The organism is Flagellimonas sp. 389, assembly GCF_018449435.1.
Lineage (GTDB): Bacteria > Bacteroidota > Bacteroidia > Flavobacteriales > Flavobacteriaceae > Flagellimonas.
Genome location: NZ_JAHCMU010000009.1, coordinates 59,793 through 82,966 on the forward strand (window position 1 = coordinate 59,793; position 23,174 = coordinate 82,966).

Annotated in this window: 21 protein-coding genes; 1 reads left to right on the forward strand and 20 read right to left on the reverse strand. The window is 38.7% G+C overall.

What is annotated here, in order from left to right; all coding sequences use genetic code 11:
• The first annotated feature begins 103 nt into the window (after positions 1-103).
• Entirely contained in the window at positions 104-1,108 is a 1,005-nt protein-coding gene (locus tag KIM67_RS09250) for a sugar kinase (RefSeq protein ID WP_213831052.1), read from the forward strand.
• Positions 1,109-1,473: 365 nt separating this feature from the next.
• Here KIM67_RS09250 and cydB read toward each other — a convergent pair whose 3' ends face one another.
• From cydB to KIM67_RS09350, 20 genes are all read right to left on the reverse strand, one after another.
• Complete coding sequence (cydB, locus tag KIM67_RS09255; RefSeq protein ID WP_213831053.1) at positions 1,474-2,511, reverse strand: cytochrome d ubiquinol oxidase subunit II; 1,038 nt, start codon at positions 2,509-2,511, stop codon at positions 1,474-1,476.
• A gap of 12 nt (positions 2,512-2,523) precedes the next feature.
• Complete coding sequence (locus KIM67_RS09260) at positions 2,524-3,870, reverse strand: cytochrome ubiquinol oxidase subunit I (protein ID WP_213831054.1); 1,347 nt, start codon at positions 3,868-3,870, stop codon at positions 2,524-2,526.
• A gap of 157 nt (positions 3,871-4,027) precedes the next feature.
• Positions 4,028-4,693, reverse strand: coding sequence for a peroxiredoxin (locus KIM67_RS09265; protein WP_213831055.1), 666 nt, complete (start codon positions 4,691-4,693; stop codon positions 4,028-4,030).
• A gap of 208 nt (positions 4,694-4,901) precedes the next feature.
• Entirely contained in the window at positions 4,902-6,170 is a 1,269-nt protein-coding gene (locus tag KIM67_RS09270) for an FAD/NAD(P)-binding oxidoreductase (protein WP_213831056.1), read from the reverse strand.
• Positions 6,171-6,330: 160 nt separating this feature from the next.
• Positions 6,331-7,329, reverse strand: coding sequence for a DUF3365 domain-containing protein (locus KIM67_RS09275; RefSeq protein WP_213831057.1), 999 nt, complete (start codon positions 7,327-7,329; stop codon positions 6,331-6,333).
• 3 nt (positions 7,330-7,332) lie between these two features.
• On the reverse strand, positions 7,333-7,599 hold the full coding sequence (locus KIM67_RS09280; RefSeq protein WP_213831058.1) for a heavy-metal-associated domain-containing protein: 267 nt from the start codon (positions 7,597-7,599) through the stop codon (positions 7,333-7,335).
• 44 nt (positions 7,600-7,643) lie between these two features.
• Positions 7,644-7,988 (reverse strand): rhodanese-like domain-containing protein, encoded by a 345-nt coding sequence (locus KIM67_RS09285; protein ID WP_213831059.1) that lies wholly within the window; start codon positions 7,986-7,988, stop codon positions 7,644-7,646.
• 327 nt (positions 7,989-8,315) lie between these two features.
• Positions 8,316-9,728: a rhodanese-like domain-containing protein gene (locus tag KIM67_RS09290; protein ID WP_213831060.1), complete on the reverse strand. Its 1,413-nt coding sequence runs from the start codon at positions 9,726-9,728 to the stop codon at positions 8,316-8,318.
• A 63-nt stretch (positions 9,729-9,791) separates the two neighbouring features.
• Positions 9,792-11,204, reverse strand: a complete 1,413-nt coding sequence (locus tag KIM67_RS09295; RefSeq protein WP_213831061.1) for a rhodanese-like domain-containing protein — start codon at positions 11,202-11,204, stop codon at positions 9,792-9,794.
• A 61-nt stretch (positions 11,205-11,265) separates the two neighbouring features.
• Positions 11,266-13,005 (reverse strand): SulP family inorganic anion transporter, encoded by a 1,740-nt coding sequence (locus tag KIM67_RS09300; protein WP_213831062.1) that lies wholly within the window; start codon positions 13,003-13,005, stop codon positions 11,266-11,268.
• Between the two features lie 75 nt (positions 13,006-13,080).
• Positions 13,081-13,713 carry a Crp/Fnr family transcriptional regulator gene (locus tag KIM67_RS09305; protein ID WP_163419685.1) on the reverse strand — a complete coding sequence of 211 codons (633 nt, stop codon included), beginning with the start codon at positions 13,711-13,713 and terminating at the stop codon, positions 13,081-13,083.
• Positions 13,714-13,979: 266 nt separating this feature from the next.
• Entirely contained in the window at positions 13,980-15,224 is a 1,245-nt protein-coding gene (locus KIM67_RS09310) for a HAMP domain-containing sensor histidine kinase (RefSeq protein ID WP_163419684.1), read from the reverse strand.
• On the reverse strand, positions 15,221-15,901 hold the full coding sequence (locus KIM67_RS09315) for a response regulator transcription factor (protein ID WP_163419683.1): 681 nt from the start codon (positions 15,899-15,901) through the stop codon (positions 15,221-15,223). Before KIM67_RS09315 ends, KIM67_RS09310 begins: the two co-directional genes overlap by 4 nt.
• Before the next feature lie 98 nt (positions 15,902-15,999).
• Positions 16,000-16,470: a hypothetical protein gene (locus KIM67_RS09320; protein WP_205600148.1), complete on the reverse strand. Its 471-nt coding sequence runs from the start codon at positions 16,468-16,470 to the stop codon at positions 16,000-16,002.
• Positions 16,471-16,493: 23 nt separating this feature from the next.
• Positions 16,494-18,329 (reverse strand): V-type ATP synthase subunit I, encoded by a 1,836-nt coding sequence (locus KIM67_RS09325; protein ID WP_213831063.1) that lies wholly within the window; start codon positions 18,327-18,329, stop codon positions 16,494-16,496.
• Between the two features lie 8 nt (positions 18,330-18,337).
• The gene (locus tag KIM67_RS09330) at positions 18,338-18,949 is read right to left on the reverse strand and encodes a V-type ATP synthase subunit D (RefSeq protein ID WP_213831064.1); all 612 of its coding nucleotides are present in this window, start codon (positions 18,947-18,949) and stop codon (positions 18,338-18,340) included.
• A 2-nt stretch (positions 18,950-18,951) separates the two neighbouring features.
• Positions 18,952-19,521, reverse strand: coding sequence for a DUF2764 family protein (locus KIM67_RS09335; RefSeq protein WP_213831065.1), 570 nt, complete (start codon positions 19,519-19,521; stop codon positions 18,952-18,954).
• Complete coding sequence (locus KIM67_RS09340; protein WP_213831066.1) at positions 19,518-20,117, reverse strand: hypothetical protein; 600 nt, start codon at positions 20,115-20,117, stop codon at positions 19,518-19,520. The genes KIM67_RS09335 and KIM67_RS09340 overlap by 4 nt, the downstream gene beginning before the upstream one ends.
• Entirely contained in the window at positions 20,110-21,441 is a 1,332-nt protein-coding gene (locus tag KIM67_RS09345; RefSeq protein WP_213831067.1) for a V-type ATP synthase subunit B, read from the reverse strand. Before KIM67_RS09345 ends, KIM67_RS09340 begins: the two co-directional genes overlap by 8 nt.
• On the reverse strand, positions 21,422-23,167 hold the full coding sequence (locus tag KIM67_RS09350; protein ID WP_213831068.1) for a V-type ATP synthase subunit A: 1,746 nt from the start codon (positions 23,165-23,167) through the stop codon (positions 21,422-21,424). The genes KIM67_RS09345 and KIM67_RS09350 overlap by 20 nt, the downstream gene beginning before the upstream one ends.
• Between the last annotated feature and the right edge of the window lie 7 nt (positions 23,168-23,174).

A 23,174-nucleotide genomic window follows, 5' to 3' on the forward strand; every position in this document is an offset into this window, starting at 1 on the left:
AAAGTGGATGTGGAACTATCAATTACTAGTCATTATCCTCTGAGAAGTCCTCAAGCATTAAGAACTTTTGAGGCCTAAAAACAATAAAAATTCAAATTAAAACATGGCTAAAAAATTAGTGACCTTTGGTGAAGTAATGATGCGTTTATCTCCTCCTGGATATTCCAAATTTGCTCAAGCATCCTCTTTGGAACTAGCTTATGGAGGTGGTGAAGCAAATGTTTCAATTTCTTGTGCCTACCTTGGCATGAAAGCGGCTCACGTGACCCGGTTTCCCAATAATGCCCTTGGAAAAGCGGCTACGCAATTTTTGCGCAAGCATTGGTTAAGTACTGAACATGTTATTTATGGCGATACCATGATTGGTAAATACTTTTTGGAAAAAGGAGCTGTTCACCGGTCGAGTGAAGTAATCTACGAAAGAGAAGGGTCCTCTTTCTCGGCAATAAAACCATCAATGATCGATTGGGAAATTATACTTAAAGATGCAGATTGGTTTCACTGGACCGGAATCACCCCGGCCATTTCAGAAGGTGCCGCCTTATGCTGTTCGGATGCCATTACAACAGCAAACCGAATGGGCGTTAAAGTCTCTGGAGATATCAATTCACGGGACAATATGTGGAACTATGGAAAAACCATGCAAACAGTGATGCCAGAATTGGTACAAAATTGCGATATCGTCATTACAAGTAGCCGTGGAATTCATGAGCTATTCGGTACAGGGGAATCGAAAGATAAATTTCGCACAGCCGCCGAAAAACTTATGGACAAATTCCCGAAAATTGATAAAGTGGTGGGGAAAACCAGAAAATCAGTAAGTGCATCGCACCAACAAATACACGGTAAAATGTGGAATGGGTGCGAATACATAAAAACAGAGACTCTAAATATTACACCCGTTATTGACCGGGTTGGCACCGGTGATGCCTTTGCCGCTGGCTTAATCTATGGATTGTTGCATTATGATACTGATGAACAGGCCTTAAATTTCGCATCTGCAGCATGTGCACTTAAACACACCGTTCCTGGGGACGTAAATTTGGTATCATTGGATAATGTTACAAGTTTAATGGCTGGAGACACTTCGGGAACGATAAAAAGATAGTGTTAGATTTCTTAAAACCACGAAATATGAGATTTTGCCATTGAATGAAAAGCACTAGTCCAGCTAAACGAATAATTTAAAGTACTTATTTTATTGATAAACTAGCAATATTGAACAATGAAGGTAAATATGATGTATCACCTTGATTAAGAGTTCATAAATCGTTAACAAGAGAATAGAAAGAATATGATTCGGTCTTAAAAATCAACAAATTTTCAACACTTGAACAAATTGAACTTTTAAAGGCCTTAACGGGTTGATTTTGAATCCCATCTAAATAAATGTCTGACCATTCAAACGTAAACTATCCTATTTATTAACGGCTATACCATTTTCTAGCTTTAAATGAAATACTACTATTATACTCAATAACTAGTGTCATCCAATTTAACCTTGCCATGGAAGGTTTTGTACAAAAAGAGGAAATAGCCAGCTAAGAGTGGTGCTCCAATAAGTACGATAGTTAACATAATACCCAATGATTTTTGTGAAGAAGCTGCATTATAAATAGTCACGCTGTGCAATGGGTGTATTGTAGAAGGCAACAAAACGGGATATAGCTGAAAAGCAACCAGCATCAGTAAAAATGCCATGGTCAATGATGAAAATACCAGAGCATTGGCATATTTTTTCTTGGATACAAGTCGAGGTATGTTGGCCACCGCTAAAAATGCCAATACTGGTAAAACAAAGAATATTGAATTTTCTTTAAACTTATCGGTAACACCAGGAATAAATATTAAGGTGTAAACGGAGGTAACAGCAAAACTGATGATGAAAAAAATCATTCCTTTTTTTAATAAAAAGGTTAATCTGGCATGTAAACGTCCCTCTGTTTTTAATAATAAAAAAATAGCACCTTGCGTCATAAAGATAGATAAGGTTGTTAAACCGATCATAATGGCATAAGGGCTTAAGAAAGAAAAGAAGATACCGCCCTTATAGCTAAAGTTTTCTCCTATCTCGAAACCTTGTACTATATTTCCAAGAACAACGCCCAATAAAAAGGCGATTAATATGTTGGACGTAAAATAGACAATATCCCAAGTTTTTCTCCACCATTTCATTTCTTCGGCACTTCGGAATTTTATCGCTGCAGAACGTAAGACCAGCAACATTAAAAACAACATAAAAGGAATATACATGGCAGATAACATGGTAGCGTACATAACAGGGAATCCTGCAAACAATGCTCCACCACCAATAATAAGCCATACTTGATTGGCATCCCATAGAGGGCCTATGGCATTAATGGCTATACGCCTGCTTAAATCTTTCCTAAAAAACAGATGCCATGCCCCAGCACCATAATCGAACCCTTCTAAAATAGCATACCCTGAAAATAATAATCCGACTACCAAATACCAAAGTGTGGGATAATCTATACCTAAAAATGTTTCCATCTGATTTTGTTTTCAAATAATTTCCAATGCATTTTTAGCTTCATCATAAGGTCCATGTTTTATTTTTTTATTCATCGAATAAATAAACAAGAGAAAGAGTATGGTATACACCACTAAAAATAATATTAGAGAAAATAATATTTGATTTGATGATACCTCTTGCGAAAAGCCCTCACTTGTTCTTAAATGCCCATAGACAATCCAAGGCTGCCTTCCCATTTCAGCGGCAAACCAACCCACTTGATTGGCTATCTGGGGTAAGATCACTGATAAGGCAAAAATCTTCAATAGCCATTTTTTATCGAACAGTTTGCCTCTCCACCATAAAAAACTCGCATATAATGTGAGCCCAATTAAAAACATCCCAATGGAAATCATAATGTGATAAAACTGAAAAACAGCATTTACCTGACTTGGTCTATCTTCTTCGGGAAATGCATTTAGACCTGTAATGGGTTCGTCAAATTTTTGATGTACCAAAAAGGATAAACCGCCCGGTAACTTAACACCTGTGACTTCTTTGGTTTTATTATCCACCCAACCAAAGAGATATAAATCTGCTGGTGCCGAAGCTTCATAATGACCTTCCATAGCTGCTAGTTTAGCTGGTTGGTTTTCTGCAACACCTTCGGCCGAACTATGACCGGATACTAATTGCGTTAACGAAATCACTGTAGCAACACCTAACGCTATTTTAAAAGCTTTCTTTGAAATCTCAATATATCTACCTTTTAGAAGGTAATAAGCGTGTACACTCAATACTAAAAATGCTCCTGCAAGGAATGCACCTTGCCATACATGAATAATTCTATCAACACTTGATGGGTTAAAAACCATTGCCCAAAAATCAGTGACTTCTGCCCTTGCATTGAAACCTTCGCCGACTATGTGATAACCGGCCGGTGTCTGCTGCCAACTATTTGCAACTACGATCCAAACTGCCGAAAACATAGACCCAAGAAAAACGCCAATGGCAGAAATAAAATGTACCTTGGGCGATACGCGGTTCCATCCAAAAATGAGAACACCTAAAAATGCACTTTCCAAACCAAATGCAAATAAACCCTCAGCTGCCAATGCACTACCAAAAATATCACCCACATATCTTGAATATACGGCCCAATTAGTGCCAAATTCAAATTCCATTATAATTCCTGTGGCCACACCAATACCAAAGGTAATCGCAAATATCTTTAACCAAAAACGGGTTAAAATCTCATAATGCTTATTTCTTGTTTTCAGGTAAAGTCCTTCCATAATAACCATGATCAAGCCTATACCGATACTCAAGGGAGGATAGATGTAATGAAAGGCTATTGTAAAGGCAAACTGTATTCGGGCGAGAATTTCTGTGTCCATAGCTCCAAGGGGTTTATTTCAAAGGTATTTTTAAGCACATCTAAATAAAGTAACCTCAGTTACATATAGAAAGAAAGACGCGTTTTTTTGTGTTAAATAAAACAAAAAAGAGACCCCCAAAACAGAAGGCCTCTTTTTTTAGTTTAAAAGTGATGTCTTAAATCTCCTTTTTAGCTAGGTACCAGGTTACTTTTTGTATGGAATCATCTTCCAACCTTTCATTTAGTGCATCAAGTGTTTTTGGTGGTGGAACAATAACCTTATCCCCTTTCTTCCAATCTAAAGGCATCGCCACTTTATGTTCATCTGAAGTCTGTAAAGCTTCTAAAGCTCTAATAATTTCATCCATATTACGCCCAACGTTCAACGGGTAATACATAATTAGACGAATTTTCTTCTCTGGGTCGATAAGGAACACTGCTCTAACCGCTGCTGTTTCACTTTCGTTGGGCTGAAGCATTCCATAAAGTTTGGATACTTTCATATCTAGGTCGGCTATTATAGGAAAGTCAAAATAAACTCCTGTATTTTCCCTTACATTTTGTACCCAGCCCAAGTGTGCATGTATACTGTCAATACTCAGCCCCAACAATTCTGTATTTAAGGCGTCAAACTCATTCTTCCGAGTAGCGAATCCACTCATTTCCGTTGTACAAACAGGTGTAAAATCTGCAGGATGGGAAAATAGTATTATCCATTTATCTTTTGCAAAGTCGGATAGTTTAATTTTACCTTTTGTAGTCAGTGCTTCAAAATCAGGGGCTTTGTCCCCAATTCTTGGCATGCTTTGAATTTCTTCTTTAAAAAAATTAGAATCTTCCATAGTGATATAGATTAAATTTATACTTATAATAATTAATCATAAAATTAAACTATGGGAAATGTATGGGAAGTAACTTGAGTTACACAATCAGGATTTAACCAAGTTTTAACGCAATTGAAAATTATTGTTCATTTTTTTTCAAAGAAAAAGGCGATATAAAATATATCGCCTCTCTAAACCATAGTACACATACCTGACAATAATGGCACTATACATCTTGACCCTTCAACATTTTGTTCCAGTACAAATACGGTAACATAAATTTTTTGAACATATATAACCTCCAATGCTCTTTAGCACTATTAAAAACCAACATACGCTTTAATTTAGGGTCAGGAGTAAAATTACCATCATAGTCAAATTCGGCCAAGGTCATTTTACCATAACCTGTTACCAACGGACAGCTTGAGTAGCCATTATATCCTTTGTTTTTAGCAATTTGATCATTTATAAGCTTGGTAATATTATCGACAACAACAGGAACTTGCTTTCTGATTGCCGCACCGGTCTTGGCCGTTGGAAGCGCTGCAACATCCCCTACCCCAAAAATATTTGGGTATGCATTGTGCTGTAAGGAATGATAATCCACATCTAACCAGCCATCTTTATTTGTTAGCGATGATTCACGAATAAATTTTGGTGCAGTTTGAGGTGGTGCAATATGCAATAGATCAAACGATATCTCTATGATTTCGTCAACGGTGGGAGATGATTTTTCTCCTAAAACATTATCTTCATTGATAACACACTTATTTTCGTTTGGATCTGTATGTTTGAAATACACGATTTTTTTATCGGAATCAATTCTAATAGGTGAATAGAAAGGCTTGAAATGTATACCATACTTTCCAATTACTTTCATTAAGGTATCTCGTATCGGTTTAACACCAAATATTACACTGCCAGGGGTTGCAAAAACTACATTTGTCTTATCAGAAAGATTGTTCCTTTTAAAGTAATCTGCCGCTAAATAGGCTATTTTTTGGGGGGCTCCCCCACATTTTATAGGGGTTGCAGGTTGGGTAAAAATAGCATTACCACCTTTAAAACCTTGTAGCACTTTCCATGTATACTCCGGGTCAATATAATTACTGCAAGCAACTCCTTTTTCCAATGCTTCGGATAATCCTTCTATAAGTTCTGGTGCCATGACCAATCCTGGTGCCACAACTAAATAATCATAAGATATTGTGCCGGTATTTTTCGTGGTGATTGTATTGTTTTCGGGATGAAAAGACGTTGCAAAATCCTTTATCCAAGTAACATTCTTTGGCATCACGGCTTTCATGGGCCTTCCTGTCTTCTTGTACTTATAATCACCTGCGCCAACCAAGGTCCAAGCGGGTTGGTAGTAATGGGTTTCAGCTGGTTCAATAACAGCCACATCGAACTCCTTGTTCTTCCTCGATAATTTGGCAGCGGTCATAATACCACCAGTACCGCCACCAATGATTAAAATCTGATGATGTGTTTTCATTTTTTGAGCATTTTCTTGTGAATTTCTTAAAAATACCCATTCAATTTTGCGTATAAAGTGACTCAGGTTACATAAGCGTATTTTTTCCTTGGTGATGGCTGAAATACATAAACGTTATCAAATAGTTTTTTAAGTTATTATGTATGAGACTATTATTCCCCTATTCTTCAAAAACAATACTCCAAATACCTCTTACTTGATTCACATCGTACCCTTGGGCCATATCTTTCGGGTATAAGTCTTTTAAAACAGTGAGGACTTCAGGTTTAATTTGTTGTTTGGGCACACCATGGCATTGCAAGCACATACTATTGGTAACGATTGGGTAATAGAAGTGATTGACCTCATCTTGGCTTTCCACAATGGGTATGATGCTCTCCCCGCTTGCCAATACTCGTTTATAATATTCGATTTTCTCCAATTCAATTGCATTGGCAAGATTCTTTGGGTTTCTAGGTTTGTCACTTACTCTTTTAATTAAGGCTTTGTGTGTATAGGCCATACTATCGGTCAATGGGTAAGCTCTTTCGTTACAAAAGGCCAATGCTTCTAGCGTTCCTTTTTTTTGGATGGTCCCCATAAGGTTTTTACCCAATATTTTTTTGGTGCTCAAGGCATATTCAAGACCTATGTCCTCTTTGGAGAGTGTATCATTGGAATATATTTTCTTGCCCTTGTTTATATAAGGTTTTCGGTTAGGGTTATTTTCCCAATGCTTTTTAAACCAGGATGGTTCTTCTATTTCATATTCATATAGATATTCGCCGATCTGCTCTATATCTTCCTTTTTAAAGGACTGATAAGGCATTACCCCAAATCTCCTGACGGCACCGCGTAGTTTGGCATTTTCTTCAGAGGGTTGTTCCAAAAAGCTCCAAATGGATTGAATAAACGCTTCTTTTGTAGTGCTTTCATCAATGTAATGTGCTTTAATGGCAACCATTGGAGGACCTATTCTACCTTCTTTTTCGGAAGCTGTTGGGCTGTGGCATAGATGACACTGGTTTTCCATCAACTTTTTTCCAGAATGGATTTTTGAAGATGTAAGCTCTACTTTTTTTGTTTCTAACGGGACGGCACCGTATTTTTCCGCTGCTCTATCCTTGCAACCAAAAACCACAAAGAGGCCAAATAGAAGCAAAATCACCCTTCTTGCCATTGGTCAACTCAGTTTTCCCGTTGCACAACTAATGAAAGATTTGGTTTTATCCATTAATGTATTGTTGTCCTCTATGCTTGGATATCCCAAAGATTTAAGTGTGTTTTTTATTTGAATAGTATCTTCATGCTTATTATGGTCGAATGAAATCTTTGATGCTTCCACATCAACATCAACTTTGGAAACACCCTTCTCTTGCAATAGTTTATTGGTAATTGTTTTTGCACAGCCACCACATTTCAAATTTTGTACTATAATCGATGTTCTCATTTTTCTTGTTATTTGATTAAATACTATATTTTTTTAAGCCTATTTTAATACCAAGCCATGTACCCTCCTTTAAGATCATAGATTTCTTCAAAACCCATCTTTGAAAGAATTTTAGCTGCTTTTTGGCTTCTATTACCTGAGCGGCAGTAGAGATATATAGGGGCTTTCTTATCTAGTTTTTCCGCCGAAGCTTTAAAAGATGATTGCTGGAAGAAATCAATATTCAGGGCATTGGAAATATGTCCAGAACGATATTCTTTTGATGTTCTTACATCAACCAATTGAACTTTTTTTTGGGTAATGGATGATTTGAATTCATCAACGTTCAAAATTTTAATATGCCCTATTTCTTGTGTTTTTGCGCCAAATAAAAAATCGAATAATCCCATGAATATTGGTTACTTTTTTAAGCATATCAAAGGTAAGAATCGTACTGCTTTTTATCGGTAACCTCGGTTACACATTAGTTATTTTTAAAAGAAAAAGGCTGTCTTTCTTAGAACAGCCCTTTATCAACCAAACAAAAAAATCAAGCACTTAGGTTATGGAAGGTATTGCCTAAGTACCAGACCAATGGCCTCTAAAGAGGTCTATGGTTTCTTTACTACCAAATATTTCCACAATTTTCCAAGTTACTTGTTGTCGTTTTTCTGTTTTATCGATATCCACTTTAAGGAATCAATGCACAAAAAAATACAAATAGAACTGCTTGTGAATTATTTTAGTGTTGAAGGACATACATAATCAGAAACGGAGACCCTAGCTTCTTTTATAGCTTTAAAACCTCCCGCAATGTCTATTGCATTATGAATGCCCCTACTTTTTAAGACAGAAGCAGCAATCATACTACGATATCCTCCCGCACAGTGGATAAAGAAAATATCTTCATTGGGAAACTCGGCCAAATGGTCATTTAAGAAATCTAAAGGAGTGTTATATGCCCCATCTACATGTTCCGACACATACTCACTTTTTTTCCTTACATCAAAAACAGGTGTTTCTTCTTCCTCAAGCATAATCTTAAAGACAGTTGCGTTTACCGAGTTTACAGAATCATATTCCTTGGATGCTGTTCTCCATGCATCAAACCCTCCTTCTAAATATCCTAGTGTATTGTCAAAACCAACGCGTGAGAGTCTTGTTACCGTTTCTTCTTCTCTTCCTTTAGGTGCGATAAACAAAATAGGTTGTTTTACATCCGCTATCAAAGCTCCTACCCATGGAGCAAAACTTCCATCCAATCCTATAAAAATAGAACGTGGGACATGGCCTTTTGCAAAATCATTTTGATGCCGTACGTCCAATACAATGGCATTCGTTTCGTTCGCGGCGGCCTCAAAAGCATCTGGACTCAATGCTTGTGTACCTCTTTTAAGGACTACATCTATATCGTCATATCCCTCTTTGTTCATCTTCACGTTTAATGGAAAATATTGGGGCGGTGGCAATAAACCATCCGTTACTTCTTGAACAAACTCTTGTTTCGTCATGTCCGCCCTTAGCGCATAATTTATTTTCTTTTGATTGCCAAGGGTATCGACTGTCTCTTTCATCATGTTTTTTCCACAGGCAGACCCTGCACCATGGGCGGGATATACGATAACTTCATCGGACAAGGCCATAATTTTATTTCTAAGACTATCGTATAAGGTCCCTGCTAATTGTTCTTGGGTCATATCTGCTGCCTTTTGAGCTAAATCAGGTCTTCCAACATCACCTAAAAACAACGTGTCACCACTAAAGATGGCATGGTCCTTACCATCTTTATCCCGTAGAAGATATGTAGTACTTTCCATGGTGTGGCCAGGTGTATGCAGTGCTACTATAGTTATTTCACCCAATTTAAATTGTTGCCCATCTTCTGCAATAATCGCTTCAAACGAAGGGTTTGCATTTGGACCATAGATAATGGGAGCTTTGGTTTCTTTTGCCAATGTTAAGTGTCCACTAACAAAATCTGCATGGAAATGTGTCTCAAAAATATATTTGATTTTTGCGTCATCCATCTTTGCCCTTTTTATATAAGGATTGACTTCCCTTAAAGGATCAATGATGGCAACTTCACCCTTGCTCTCAATATAATAAGCTCCCTGGGCCAAACAACCAGTATAAATTTGTTCAATTTTCATTATTTCTACTTTACAATTTGTGCTAAAACTAGTTTATGGTTTAAGGTTTTGCAGTAACCTAGGTTACAAAAGTGTTGTGGGACAAACATATTCCGACCTTGCAACAGAGGTTTCGGCAATTTCCTTAAACCCGCCCGTTACATCAACAAAATTGTCCCAACCTCGCTGTTTGAGTATTGATGCTGCCACCATACTACGGTAACCACCGGCACAATGAAGGATAAAAGGTTTGTCCTTTGGAATTTTTGAAAGATGCCCATTAATCTCATTTAAGGGAATATTCAAAGCATCGATAACATGCTCTGATTCATACTCACTTTTTTTACGTACATCGATTACCAATGGGTTTTCTGATTTGTATGCATTCTCGAATTCTTTCGGTGAAATTCGATTGATTTCTTCATATTCCCGTCCAGCTTTTTTCCATGATTCAAAACCTTCTTTCAAGTATCCTATTGTATTGTCATATCCTACCCTCGACAATCTTGTAATCGCCTCTTCTTCTTTGTTGGGATAGGTGACCAAAAGGATTTCTTGTTTTACACTTGGGACCATTTCTCCTACCCATTGTGCAAAACTACCTTCTAAACCAATGTTTATACTATTGGGGATAAATCCCTTGGCAAAATCCTCTGCATCTCTTGTGTCAAGGACCAGTGCACCGGTTTCGTTTGCCGCAGCTTCAAAAGCATCTGGATCCAGAGCTTGTGTTCCACGATTCATTATTGTATCCAAACTTTCGTAACCCTGAATGTTCATCAATACATTTTGAGGGAAATAACCAGGTGGCGTTGTGAGACCATCGAGCAGTGCTTTAATAAATTCTTCTTTGCTCATATCCTGTAAAGCATAATTCACTTTTTTCTGGTGTCCAAGGGTATCCGTTGTTTCTTTGCTCATCATTTTTCCGCATGCAGAACCGGCACCATGATTGGGATAAACAATAAGGTCATCGCTTAATGGCATTATTTTATTACGCAACGAATCGTATAAAAGACCTGCAAGTTTCTCTTCGGTAAGTTCAGAAACTACATGTTGTGCAAGGTCAGGCCTGCCCACATCGCCAATGAACAAAGTGTCCCCGGTTATAATCCCATGTTCCTTTCCATTTTCATCAATAAGCAGATATGTTGTGCTTTCCATGGTATGCCCAGGCGTGTGGATTACTTTTACTTTGTAATCGCCTATCTCAAATACTTGACCATCTTCAGCTATTACAGCTTCGTAGCTTGGCTTGGCATTAGGTCCAAAAACAATAGCTGCACCTGCTTTTTTCTGTAAATCCAAATGACCGCTTACAAAATCGGCATGAAAGTGTGTTTCAAAGACGTATTTGATTTTGGCATTATCAATTTGTGCTCTGTCCATATAAGGTTGTACTTCTCTTAATGGGTCAAAAACAGCTGCTACACCATTGCTTTCAATATAATAAGCTGCATGTGCTAAACATCCTGTATAAATCTGTTCTATTTTCATGTTTACCTATTTTAAGTTATATACGTTAAAAGTATCTATGATTTGTTTGACGGTCAGCCACCTAGGTTACATAAGTTCCTTCTTTCGACTGCAATGAAATTTTTTCTTGAAGATTGTTCTTCGGCGTATTGTTCAATGCATAGTCATAGGCCTCCAATGTATTGACAAAAAAATGTTCTCGACCTATCTTGTCCACAAGCTCCGACTTTTGGATAATATCCCGAACAGGTCCTATGACATCGGAAAAAAGAATTTTAATATTCTTTTCCCTAAACTCCTCCACTAAATTCTCTAGCATAAAAACGGCACTGCTATCAATATAATTAATGGGCTCGGCCTTGATAATAATTGCTTCTGGTTGAACTATTTTGGAGTTTAAAAGTTTTGAGAGTTCATTTTTGAAATAATCCTTGTTTCCAAAATAAAGTTGGGAATCAAATCGTATGATGAGAACCCTTGGGTCTATCTCTGCATCCTTTTCAAAACGATTGATATTTTTAAAGTAATTAGCGCCACGAATCTTGCCAAGGATGGCCAGATGTGGTTTAGATGTTCTATAAACCATTAATAATAAAGAGAATAGAACACCCAACAAAATACCTTCTTTTATACCTACTATTAGTGTTATGATAAATGTTGCGATTAGAAGGACAAACTCATCTTTTCGATTTTTAAATAGACGTTTCGGATACTTCACATCGATGAGGCCAAAAACGGCAACCATTATAATAGCTGCTAAAATAGCATTGGGCAGATAATAGAAAAGAGGTGTTAAGAACAACAATGTCAACCCAACGACCAAGACACTTACAAAAGCTGCGATACCCGTTTTAGCCCCCGATTGATCATTTACGGCAGTACGCGAAAATCCACCGGTGGTGGGATACGATTGAAAAAATGCCCCTACAATATTGGAGGTACCCAAAGCGATCAGTTCCTGATTTGCATTTACTTCGTATTCCCTATGTTTTACTTCGACGGCCTTGGATACCGAAATAGCTTCCATAAATGCAATAAGGGCCAATGTCAACGCTATCGGCAATAATTCATCGATTCTCGAAAAGTCGATGGACGGCACCCCAAAACTAGGTAGACCACTAGGTACTTCCGCTACAATTTTAACTCCAACCAAATCAATTTTAAAAAAATATGCCCCAACGATTCCTAACGAAACTATTAACAGGGCAGCCGGAATCTTTTTATTGATTTTTTTGAGTCCTTTCAGAAGGAAAATCGCAGTAACACCAATGCCCAAGGTGTAAAGATTAGTTTGGTCTATAGTTCGTAGTGCATTTTGCAATAGGATATGGATTTGATTACTTCGCTCAATATCGGTACCCAAAAGATGTTTTAATTGACTCAAGCCAATTATTATCGCTGCAGCCGAAGTAAAACCACTGATTACGGGTTTTGAAAGAAAGTTGACCAGAAATCCCATACGCATTACTCCAAGAAGTAACTGAATGCTCCCCATAAATAACGCAAGAAAAATAGCCATCGCAATATATTCATCTATTCCCGATAGGGACAAAGCACCAAGCCCAGAAGCCACCAATAGTGAATCCATTGCTACTGGCCCAACGGCCAATTGGCGAGAAGTACCCAATATAGCGTATATCATTTGTGGAATTAAAGCGGCATAGAGACCAAAAACAGGAGGAAGCCCTGCTATCATTGCATACGCCATGCCTTGGGGAATGAGCATTATACCAACAGTAAGTCCCGCAGAAATATCTCCTGTTAGGTATTCCTTTTTATAATTGGGAAGCCAATCAAATATCGGTAAGAATCTTTTGAGCATATTACATCCCTTATTTTATCAAATCCAAAAGTATTGCAATGAAAAGGGCTTTGCAGTAACCCACGTTACACAGGCTTATAGATCTAATACTTTCAGATAATTTCTATGTAATTCTATATGCCCCATTTGCTCAAGTTTTTTCAACAATCTTGAGATGACCACTCTAGAACTATGCAAATCATAAGCTATTTCTTGGTGTGTGTTCCTAATTACATTGTCTTCGGAAATCCTTACTTTACCTTTAAGGTAATTTACCAATCGTGCATCCATAGCATCAAATGCGACGCTATCCAAGGTGTGCATCAATTCGTTAAGCCTACTATGGTAGCTTTCAAACACAAAATTTCTCCAACTTTTATATTTTGCCGTCCAGATTTCCATTTTTTGGATAGGAACCATTATGAGCTTGGTATCCATTTCAGCTATGGCCCTAATTTCACTTTTTGTATTTCCCATGCAGCATGACATGGTCATTGAACACGTATCTCCTTTTTCCAAATAGTATAAAAGCAGTTCATCACTATCCCTATCTTCCCGAAGTATTTTGATGGCTCCGGAAACCAATAACGGTATCACCGTTATGTAGTCGCCTATGTCTATTAACTTATATCCCGCTGGAATTTCTTTAAAAGTACCTACCTGAAGAATCTCATTGATCAGCGCTTTTTCAAAATGTTGACCATAGTTTTGCTTCAGTTCTTGTATCATATCCCGTGTTGATTTGTAGCTTCGATATTTTGAGGGCAGGATACCAAAAACTTGTTTTTATGATACATCAGAGATGTAAAAAAAAGTATGTTAAACAACTTACAACCAATGCCAAACATCATTTTTATTTTTATGTTAAAAGTAAGTTCCCATAGAAATGATTACAGTAACCTAGGTTACATAATATGTTAAGCTTTTCTAAGCTATAGTATAGCAGGTACCCGTAAAACAAACCTTATTGATTACTAAAAATCAGGAAGAACGCATCAAAAAAATAAAGAAAATGTATGCTTGTCATTATCACGCTCATAATCTAACCGAAATCCGTAGATATCACATATTTTTTGGTTGATGGACAAACCAAGTCCCAAAGAATCCGACTCCTTGTTTCCTTTTTGAAAACGGTTGAACAATTGCGCCGTAGACATATCCGAAGTACTTCCCGTATTGGTGATTTCAAATTTTTCCGAAGTTAATGTCATATTGATATATCCACCTTCTCTATTATGTTGTACAGCATTTTTAATAAGGTTTGTAAACAAAATATTGGCCAGTATTTGATCACATTGTACGGTAACGGAATCTAAATCGATATTGGTATTGATATTTTTAAACTTGATGATTTCTTCCATGTTTCGCACGATATTATCAATAACGGCACCAATATCAACGGTATCCAATCTTTTGAATTCTTGATTTTCAATTCTGGAAATCAACGTCAATGATTTACTGATTTTTGAAAGTTTGTTCGCCTCTTGATACACCGCCTGTGCCCATTGCTGTTCTTCTTTGTTCAAATTATTGCTTTCTAAGAGCAGTACCATTTTATTCCGAATGATGGCTAAGGGAGTCTGCACCTCATGACTTATATTTTCATTGAACTCCTTAAGGTTTTGAAAATCTTTTTTTACTTGCTCCATCAAAGCGGTCACTACCTTGTCCAGCTCTTTGAATTCATTGATTTTTGAGGGTTTGAGCTGCACAGGTTCTTTACTGGTTATATCATAATTTTTTAAAGCCGATAGGTTGTGAAAAAAAGGTTTCCATGCCCATTTATAAATTCTTCGATTGATAAAGAACAGACCACTTAAGAGCATTAACAAAACCAAAGTAGCAGCCCCTAACAACCAGATAATCAATTCGTTCATCTCCAAAAGAATATGCCATAAGGAAACTCTCATTTTTTGGGAACCCGTATCAACGGTAAATTGATAGGTCCGATAAGGAATTTGTTTATTTGCATACGCTTCAAAAACCAAAGTATCCCCAAACTTATTTTGACCATTAAAATCGTTTGACACTTCTTCTGTTCTATACGTATAATTTGAATGGGGCAAACTACCATTCTGTTTTAATTCATAGTCAATACGCTCGCTTTCATGTAGCAAAACATCATTTACCTCAAAATTGACAAAATACTCTATCACATAATAGTCAACTGCGACCATTATGGGAAAAAGGAACAACAGAAATATAAGATAGTTCCTATTGGTTTTTCTGACTAGATTCATTCGTGGTCAGTGAATTTGTATCCTACACTGTAGATGGATTTAATATAGTCTTTCCCTCCCAGTTCAGCAATTTTTTTTCGCAAGTTGGCCAAATGCGTGTAAATGAATTTGTACGAATCTGCCATTTCAATATCATCGCCCCATAGATGCTCTGCAATTGCTTCTTTGGTCAATAATCGATTTTTATTGGCCACAAAAAAATGTATGATATCAAATTCCTTTTTTGTCAAGGTCAAGGGATAATCGTTCACAAAAACCTCATGTCGCTCAGGTTTGATATTGATTTCATTGAACACAATCTCTCTCCTACCGTTATACACCTTTCTTCGGTAGAGTGCCTTGATGCGAGCATTCAATTCAGTGAGGTAAAAAGGTTTTGTCAGATAATCATCTGCCCCAATTTCAAGACCATGTATTCTATCCCCAACTGCATTTTTCGCTGAAATAATAATGATGCCGGCATCAATGTTTTCCTTTTTGACCACTTTGATGATATCCAGACCACTACCATCTGGCAGTGTAATATCTACAACTAGAATATCATAAGGGAAAATACCGACCTTCATAGAAGCGGAATTGTAATTTGGAGCTATTTCACAAATGTTCCCCTCCTCCTCCAGAAAGTTTTTAATATCATGGAGTAGTTCCGCATTGTCTTCAATGACCAATATCTTCATCACGGAGGATTTACATTAAAAATAGGGGGCATATATGGTCAAAAACATGACATTTCCCCATTTAAATCATAAAAATCCGTTAAAAGTCTTTAGAAGTATTATCCCGTGGGCAATCCGGTCATTGTAAATATCATGACAAAAAGGGCGACGGTTTCTACAATACCGATAATCATGATATACTTAGCCGTATCATTTGCTCCAGAGGCTATGGCATCACAAGCTCGTGCCCCCACTTTACCTTGAAAAATGGCAGACCCTGCCATTGCGGCTCCAGCAATAAGACCAATGATGATTTGCCAAACATAGGAGTCAGGGCTTAAATCGGCATCCGCTATGGCATTTTTCAATATCATTCCATAAATGACCTGCGAGAGTGGCGCACCAACAAAAATAAGTAGTGCCGTGGCTGCTTTCTGTCCACTGGTTATCATTTTTTTCCAAGCTCCAATTGCTGCCATACCAGCTATTCCAGTTCCTACGGCCGAACCTATGGAAGCAATTCCCAAAGACATCCCCATGTCTCCCAATCCTTTTACCGTTGTTGCAAACAATGCCATATCTATCATCATGTTCTGTTTTTAAGTATTATATTTTATCCTGTTGTAATTGTTTTTGAATGTTCGTTTTCCCCTCCAACTTCACTAGAAAGTAGTTTAAAAGGTTTATAAGCTTCACCTGAAAATTGAACGCCCAAGTGCCCAGCAAATTCAAGCATATTCAATCGTATACCATGCACCATCACCGCCATTAGAGCCAAAGCAATGTTCAAGCCGTGCCCAAGGGCCAGCGCTATTGCTGCCACAATTAGTTCAACAATACCCAAACTTGAGATTCCTTCAGGAAGTATCATACCGTTAAAGCTTGCCGCTACTGCTGCAGTGGCCATACCTACTGCAAAAAGTCGAACATAGGAAACTATATCAGAGAAACCGCTTATAAGACTTAAGGGCAGATTTGCCATAGATACCAGCATACTTTTCAAAAAGCTTTTGCTTTCTACCGAAAACAGCATTACCAATAAAGCACCTGCGATAAAGAGCCACATGCCCCAATCTGGCATGGTCTTGCCCAACACTAATTGCTCGGTAATCAAGAACAATCCCCAAACCAGGGCTATCCAACCCACTTCGCTCAAAGCCTTAATCGAATTGATGAACTGAGCGCACCGAACAAGGTGGGCAATGGTAAGGTGTACAGCTCCTATAAGAAAGGACAAATGCATCATAAAAGATATATTGTCCACGCCAAAACTGGCAATATTGGGAATGATAAGATTATTGAGAAAAGGAATGGCAGCTATTTGTTCCGACCCAAAATACGTACCGCTCAACACTCCCCAAATAATAGTTGCCCCACTCAGTACATAAATTAATAAACGCGCCTGTCCCGGGATTTTTTTTCGTAGCAAAAGCGCTATCAATAAAAAAATGGCCCCGTAACCCGCATCACCTACCAACATTGCAAAAAACAGGGCAAAGGCCACCAAAAAATAAATAGATACGTCAACCTCTTTGTATCCAGGTACGATATCAATGAATTTCATTACCGGGTTGATCATTTCTATCCATTTGGGATTTTTGATGTAAACAGGTACATCTTCGGGTTTTTCAGGTTCTGAAATGGCATAGCCCCAATTTTGTTGTTGCGCAGCTTTCTTGAATTGATTGACAGTATCTTTTGGGATATAACCTTTGAGATATTTGAGTTTCCCTCCAACATCACCCATACTTTCCAAAGTATGCTGTATACCAAGTTGGTCTTTTAAAATCGTCCAATAGTCTTCCAATGCTTCTAAATACCCTACCTTATCTTTTAAGAAGACCTCGATTTCAATAAGTTGTCGTTGTTTCCTTTTAATCTGTTTTTGAATTTCTTCAAACCGTAGTTCTGGCAACTGTTCTTCCTTACCTTTTAGTTTTTCAGCTTCGGATTGCGAAATCAGGGCAATAGGCACTTTTCCCTCATGTCCAGGAAAAGAAACCAAGGTGTATTTTTTAGAAAGTGGCTGTACTTGGGGTTTATCGACCAAATACAAACGAAGGTAGATTCCTTTGCCTCTCAAAAAACCAAAATCTTCTAGGTTGGTGTTTTCTCCCCAAGTTTGATAAAAAGATAATTGTTCAGTAAGTGTGTCCAGTTTCTTTTGGCAGCTTTTCCTGATTTCAGTAGTTCGTAACACACGTTCTACCAAGCGTTTTGGGTCATCTAGGTTAAGGTTTGTCCCAGCTGTAGATTTATTTTTCTTGTTTTTGAAATTTTGAAGGATAGCTATAGCTTTTTTGGTACGGACCACAGCTTCAGCACGCTTTTCCATGATTTTCCCCTCAGGTTGTTTGATTTCCTTAATATCGACAACTCCGAGCTCCCCCAACCGTTGTACTGTTTCGTCTACAGTACGAGAAGTGGTAAAGAGTACTATTTCCTTCATCCTAACGATCATGCCACCTTCGATTTATCTTGCTTCTTCTTTTTTACCAATTTTGCACATCCAATGGCCAATCGTTCTACATCTCCCAAGTAAATCTCGATTTTTCGGATGTTGTTCTTGGTCTCTGGAATAAACACTTCTTTCAAAGCATTTTTCATACGACGGGCCTCTGCAAGTTCCTCTTGTAAGAGCTCAAGATTTTTTTGCTCCATTTCCATCATACTACGATTGGTTTTTTGGGTCTTCACTGCAGCTATTGCCGAATCTACCCAAAGTGGTGTGTTCATTAAATCGACTTCCATTTCCTCAAAAACAATACTATCGAAAGATTCAATAGGCACACCGGCAATTTCTCGTTTTGTGGTGTTCAAGTGTTTCACCTTAACAATAGTGGATAGGTCTATGGTCTCCTCTGCCATTACGGCAATCCATTTTTTGGTTTCGCTATTGATTTCGGCGACGGCAACTTTAAGTCGTGCAATGTTATTTTCAATACCCTGTACCACTTCCTTTAATTGCTGCTCTTTCATTTCAAAGACGGGCAGTGCGGTTATATATTCTCTCAACTCTACTTTTAAGGCAGCCAAGGTGTTCTTGTTCATTAAGATCTTATCTGCCATAATCAATCTTTTTTTGTCGTTGTTTCGAATAGGTCAAAGCCTTTTTCCATATCAAAACTCCACCACCGCAGCAATAGCATCAACTTTAGTTTATAGGTGATCAGTGCCGTAAAATTGGAATAATGACCTTGGGACAGTGATTCCAACTTGTTCCATTGTAGTTGTAAAAGCTGTAGTTCTTCCTCCAAGGGATTGCCTGGTGTGAAGGGCAACCGTTGTTTTTTGTCAAAAGATTCACTGTCTTCTTTTCGGCGCGATATCCGAAGTTGTTCGAGTTCTTTTTTGAGTTCGTACATGAATTCCGAAAAACCAGCCAAGACTTTATTCTTACTCTCTTGGAATATATTTGAGTGAATAGTGCCCAAATCAATTTCACGAAACAATCGCGATGCTTCTGGATTCAGAAATTTACCAGCCTCTTCTTCCAAAATAGTAATCAGACTTTTTTCTGATGTTGAGGGATGGGCATATTTCTTTAAAAGAAAAGAAACCCTAGAACGTGTTTCCATACTATCTTCAAAAGACAGATGGGGCAGACTTACCAATACATATTCCAGGTCTCCGCTAATCATTTTTCAATTTCGCTTTTTAGGATTTTCATCCACTTGTCGCTTAAATGCATTCCCAACAGTTCTGTTACCGCCTCAGGAGAAATATGGTAGTTCCAACCTTGGTCTTTTTTGGTAATATTCAGGCTTTTCGATAACGTACTGTTTGTAGTTATCCCAGCTAACGTATCGGTTTTTTGCAAGCGCTGTTGAATGTAGTCAGCTAACTTTACCTCAAGGTCAGGGGAAAGTTCCAATGCCACTTCATCACCAATGTTTTCGATAACTTTGACCACAGCAGCTCCCAATACATCTGGCGTAAAATTTGTCGCAACGTCTCTTTCCAATACTGCTTTCAACAATTGTATCAAGTCATTCTGCAAAGAGACGGTAACATCGCGCGCTGCTTGTCTTAGTGCACTTTCGCCCTTGCTCAGCGTAGCATCTGCTTCTTTCTGGGCATTGCTTAGTATTTGTTTCTGCTTTTCCTCAGCTTCTTCCACTATTCGTTTGGCCTCGTTTTGTGCCGCCTTTAGTATAGCGTCAGATTCCTTTTCCGCACCTTCAATGGCCTCGGTCTTTAAGGTTGCGATCAAACTATCCAAAGTTTTTTCACTCATGGGTACTGTTTTTTAAAATTTTGTACTTCCCTTTTTCAGGCCAATACGCATCGATTAATTCTGAAGAAAGGCCCACTTCTTCTCTTTTGAAATGGTTCGATAAAATATCCCAACACAAGTCAAGGGCGTCTTCCAGTTCAAGAAAGCGGAAGGGGTCCATCAGTTCCTGCTGAAAAGTCTTTCGATAATCCAAAAGCCTAAGGGAATAATCGTCCTTGACCGATCCAAATTTCTGTGCCTTCACCCGTTCCTCAGATTCTGAAAGTAATCGCGCCATAGCATTCATAATGTTCCTATGATCGGACCGGGTCTTGTCGTTTACTTGTTGCTTTAGACGGCTCAGCGAACCGAACAGTTCCAGATAGCCATCCTTCATATAGAACTGACCTTCGGTAATATATCCTGTATTATCTGGAACAGGATGCGTAACGTCATCCATGGTTGTCACCCCTAGAATTGTTAAACTTCCGGCACCATCAATATCGGCCGCTTTTTCGTAGCGACTTGCCAATTGTGAGTATAAATCGCCCGGATAACCTTGATTGGCAGGAATTTGATCTTGGGCATTTGCTACCTGACGTAGATAATCGGACCATTGTGTCATATCCGATAACAAAACGAACACGTTTTTACCCTGTAAAGCAAATTGTTCCCCGACTGCGAGGGCCAAATCGGGAACCATGAGTCCCTCCACAATAGAATCCCTATGGGTATGTACGAACATGACAGTTTTGTTTTTACTGCCCGCATCTTCAATACGCTGTCTAAAATAGTGGTACTCATCATACTTAAGGCCTACACCACCAATGATAATGACATCGGCATCGGTCTGCGTGGCTATATTGGCAAGCAGTTGGTTGTACGGCTCGCCGGCCTTGGCAAAAATGGGTATCTTTTGGGAACGCACCAAGGTGTTGAACACATCGATCATGGGTACACCGGTACGTATCATATTTTTAGGTATCAATCGTTTTACGGGATTGATCGAGGGACCTGCTATTCGAATCTGGTCTGCCATAAGTTCTGGCCCTCCATCTATGGGCTGTCCATTGCCCGAATAAACCCTGCCCAACATATCATCTGAAAAACCAACTTGCACAGGTTTTCCCAAAAAACGGATTTTACAATCTGTAGAGACCCCAAAACCTCCTCCAAACAATTGCAGGGTAACTTGTTCTCCATCCAGAGCGATCACTTGGGCAAAGGCTTTTTCTCCAGTGGGATAAATGACCTCGGCCAATTCTTTGTTGTGCACCCCGCTTGCCTTTATGCTAAGAATAGCCCTCCCTATACTATCTATATTCTCATACGTTTTCCTCAGCATACCCCATTTGTTTTACCAATTTCAATAGTTTTGATTTTTGTTTCTCAAATTTTTCATCTTTTAACTGCGTATAGTTCCAATCCAAAAAGGCTTGCCTCATAAAGTTAAAGTGGGAACGAATCCCTTCTTTCCCTTGGATGGTGACAGGTGCGTCGATGATTTCTTTTACCATGTTGAACATCAAGCGCAACCGTTCCGGATTGGTTACACCATCAACCTCATCGAAACTGTTCTGTTGTAGAAATACAGAATCCAATAATTCCGATTTTTGATATCGTATGTAGGATTCGTCGGTTATCCCCTTTTCGCCCATTAAAAGGATATTGGATGCGATGGTCTTACCGTCACGCAATAATTCTAGAAGATAGAGCACTTCTTCTTTCTGTAAGAGCGAAGGGTATTTGGAAGTACTGTCGATTCGGTCTATAGCTGGGTATTTACGGGCATCGGACAAGGCTCTCGAAAGCCCCCAGAATGCCCCTGTACTCAGTAATGTAGCTTGTGTGACAGGTTCGTCAAAATTTCCACCTGCTGGGGAAACAGTTCCAATAATACTTAATGAACCTGTACTTTCATCAGGCAATTTTTCAATCCCTGCCCTATCGTAAAAAGCCGATATCAAGGTTGAAATATACATCGGGAAAGCTTCGGGTCCGGGAATCTCTTCTTTTCTTCCCGATGTTTCCCTTAGTGCCTGCGCCCAGCGCGATGTAGAATCAGCCAGAATAAGCACGTTCAATCCTTGTTTTCGGTAATACTCACCTACCGTAGTCGCCATATATACCGATGCTTCCCTAGCTGCAACGGGCATAGAGGAAGTGTTACCCACAATAAATGTACGGTCCATCAATGATTTTCCGGTACGTGGATCAATAAGTTCTGGAAAGTCCTTAAAGACCTCAACGGCCTCTCCCGCCCTTTCACCACAGGCAGCAATAATTACCACATCTGCTTGTGAATGACGGGCCAAACTATGCTGCAATACCGTCTTCCCTGCTCCAAACGGACCAGGATTGCATGCCGTGCCGCCAAAGGCAATGGGAAAAAGAGCATCAAGAATGCGTATACCCGTTGGCATGGGCTTTTCTGGAACAGAACGCTCATGAAACGGCATGGGTTTTTTCACTGGCCAATCGAATGCCATTTGTAGTTCTTGGGTATTTCCCGAACCATCTTTAATAACAGCGATGGTTTCATCTATGGTATAGCCGCCTTCTTGCGCAATGCTTTCTATGGTGTATTCACCTTGTACAGAAAAAGGCACAAAAATCTTATGCTGAAAGAGTTTTTCGGGTACATGCCCCAATACAGAACTTCCTGTTACTACATCATCCTTTTGAACCGTTGGCGTAAAATGCCATTTTTGGGTATTGTCAAGCGGGCTTACCTCAAGTCCCCTTTCTAGAAACCATTCTATTTTGGCTAGCTCATAAAGTGGGTTTTGGAGTCCGTCCGTTACCGAGCCCAGTATTCCCGGACCTAGTTTTACGGCAAGTGGCAGTCCGGTAAATTCCACCAGATCTCCAATTTTCATCCATCCCGTATCTTCAAAGACCTGTAGGTATACCACGCCACCTTGTTTTACGTCGATGACTTCCGATTTCAGTCTTTTACCATCTTCTAAAATGATATAGGCAACTTCTCCATTGATTACCGCTCCTTCGGTGTTTTTGGCACCTACTAGCGATTCATTTACGCTAATTACTCTTCCTTTGGCTTTACTCATACTTTTT

What these genes read in the sequence shown, in the direction of transcription:
- KIM67_RS09295 (WP_213831061.1), bottom strand. Translation starts at nt 11,204, where the DNA reads ATGAAAATAGAACAGATTTATACAGGATGTTTAGCACATGCAGCTTAT.
- KIM67_RS09310 (WP_163419684.1), bottom strand. Translation starts at nt 15,224, where the DNA reads ATGAATCTAGTCAGAAAAACCAATAGGAACTATCTTATATTTCTGTTG.
- KIM67_RS09300 (WP_213831062.1), bottom strand. Translation starts at nt 13,005, where the DNA reads ATGCTCAAAAGATTCTTACCGATATTTGATTGGCTTCCCAATTATAAA.
- KIM67_RS09265 (WP_213831055.1), bottom strand. Translation starts at nt 4,693, where the DNA reads ATGGAAGATTCTAATTTTTTTAAAGAAGAAATTCAAAGCATGCCAAGA.
- KIM67_RS09350 (WP_213831068.1), bottom strand. Translation starts at nt 23,167, where the DNA reads ATGAGTAAAGCCAAAGGAAGAGTAATTAGCGTAAATGAATCGCTAGTA.
- KIM67_RS09340 (WP_213831066.1), bottom strand. Translation starts at nt 20,117, where the DNA reads ATGAGTGAAAAAACTTTGGATAGTTTGATCGCAACCTTAAAGACCGAG.
- KIM67_RS09275 (WP_213831057.1), bottom strand. Translation starts at nt 7,329, where the DNA reads ATGGCAAGAAGGGTGATTTTGCTTCTATTTGGCCTCTTTGTGGTTTTT.
- KIM67_RS09335 (WP_213831065.1), bottom strand. Translation starts at nt 19,521, where the DNA reads ATGATTAGCGGAGACCTGGAATATGTATTGGTAAGTCTGCCCCATCTG.
- KIM67_RS09330 (WP_213831064.1), bottom strand. Translation starts at nt 18,949, where the DNA reads ATGGCAGATAAGATCTTAATGAACAAGAACACCTTGGCTGCCTTAAAA.
- KIM67_RS09270 (WP_213831056.1), bottom strand. Translation starts at nt 6,170, where the DNA reads ATGAAAACACATCATCAGATTTTAATCATTGGTGGCGGTACTGGTGGT.
- KIM67_RS09250 (WP_213831052.1), top strand. Translation starts at nt 104, where the DNA reads ATGGCTAAAAAATTAGTGACCTTTGGTGAAGTAATGATGCGTTTATCT.
- cydB (WP_213831053.1), bottom strand. Translation starts at nt 2,511, where the DNA reads ATGGAAACATTTTTAGGTATAGATTATCCCACACTTTGGTATTTGGTA.
- KIM67_RS09320 (WP_205600148.1), bottom strand. Translation starts at nt 16,470, where the DNA reads ATGATGATAGATATGGCATTGTTTGCAACAACGGTAAAAGGATTGGGA.
- KIM67_RS09325 (WP_213831063.1), bottom strand. Translation starts at nt 18,329, where the DNA reads ATGAAGGAAATAGTACTCTTTACCACTTCTCGTACTGTAGACGAAACA.
- KIM67_RS09315 (WP_163419683.1), bottom strand. Translation starts at nt 15,901, where the DNA reads ATGAAGATATTGGTCATTGAAGACAATGCGGAACTACTCCATGATATT.
- KIM67_RS09280 (WP_213831058.1), bottom strand. Translation starts at nt 7,599, where the DNA reads ATGAGAACATCGATTATAGTACAAAATTTGAAATGTGGTGGCTGTGCA.
- KIM67_RS09260 (WP_213831054.1), bottom strand. Translation starts at nt 3,870, where the DNA reads ATGGACACAGAAATTCTCGCCCGAATACAGTTTGCCTTTACAATAGCC.
- KIM67_RS09285 (WP_213831059.1), bottom strand. Translation starts at nt 7,988, where the DNA reads ATGGGATTATTCGATTTTTTATTTGGCGCAAAAACACAAGAAATAGGG.
- KIM67_RS09290 (WP_213831060.1), bottom strand. Translation starts at nt 9,728, where the DNA reads ATGAAAATTGAACAAATTTATACTGGTTGTTTGGCCCAGGGAGCTTAT.
- KIM67_RS09305 (WP_163419685.1), bottom strand. Translation starts at nt 13,713, where the DNA reads ATGATACAAGAACTGAAGCAAAACTATGGTCAACATTTTGAAAAAGCG.
- KIM67_RS09345 (WP_213831067.1), bottom strand. Translation starts at nt 21,441, where the DNA reads ATGCTGAGGAAAACGTATGAGAATATAGATAGTATAGGGAGGGCTATT.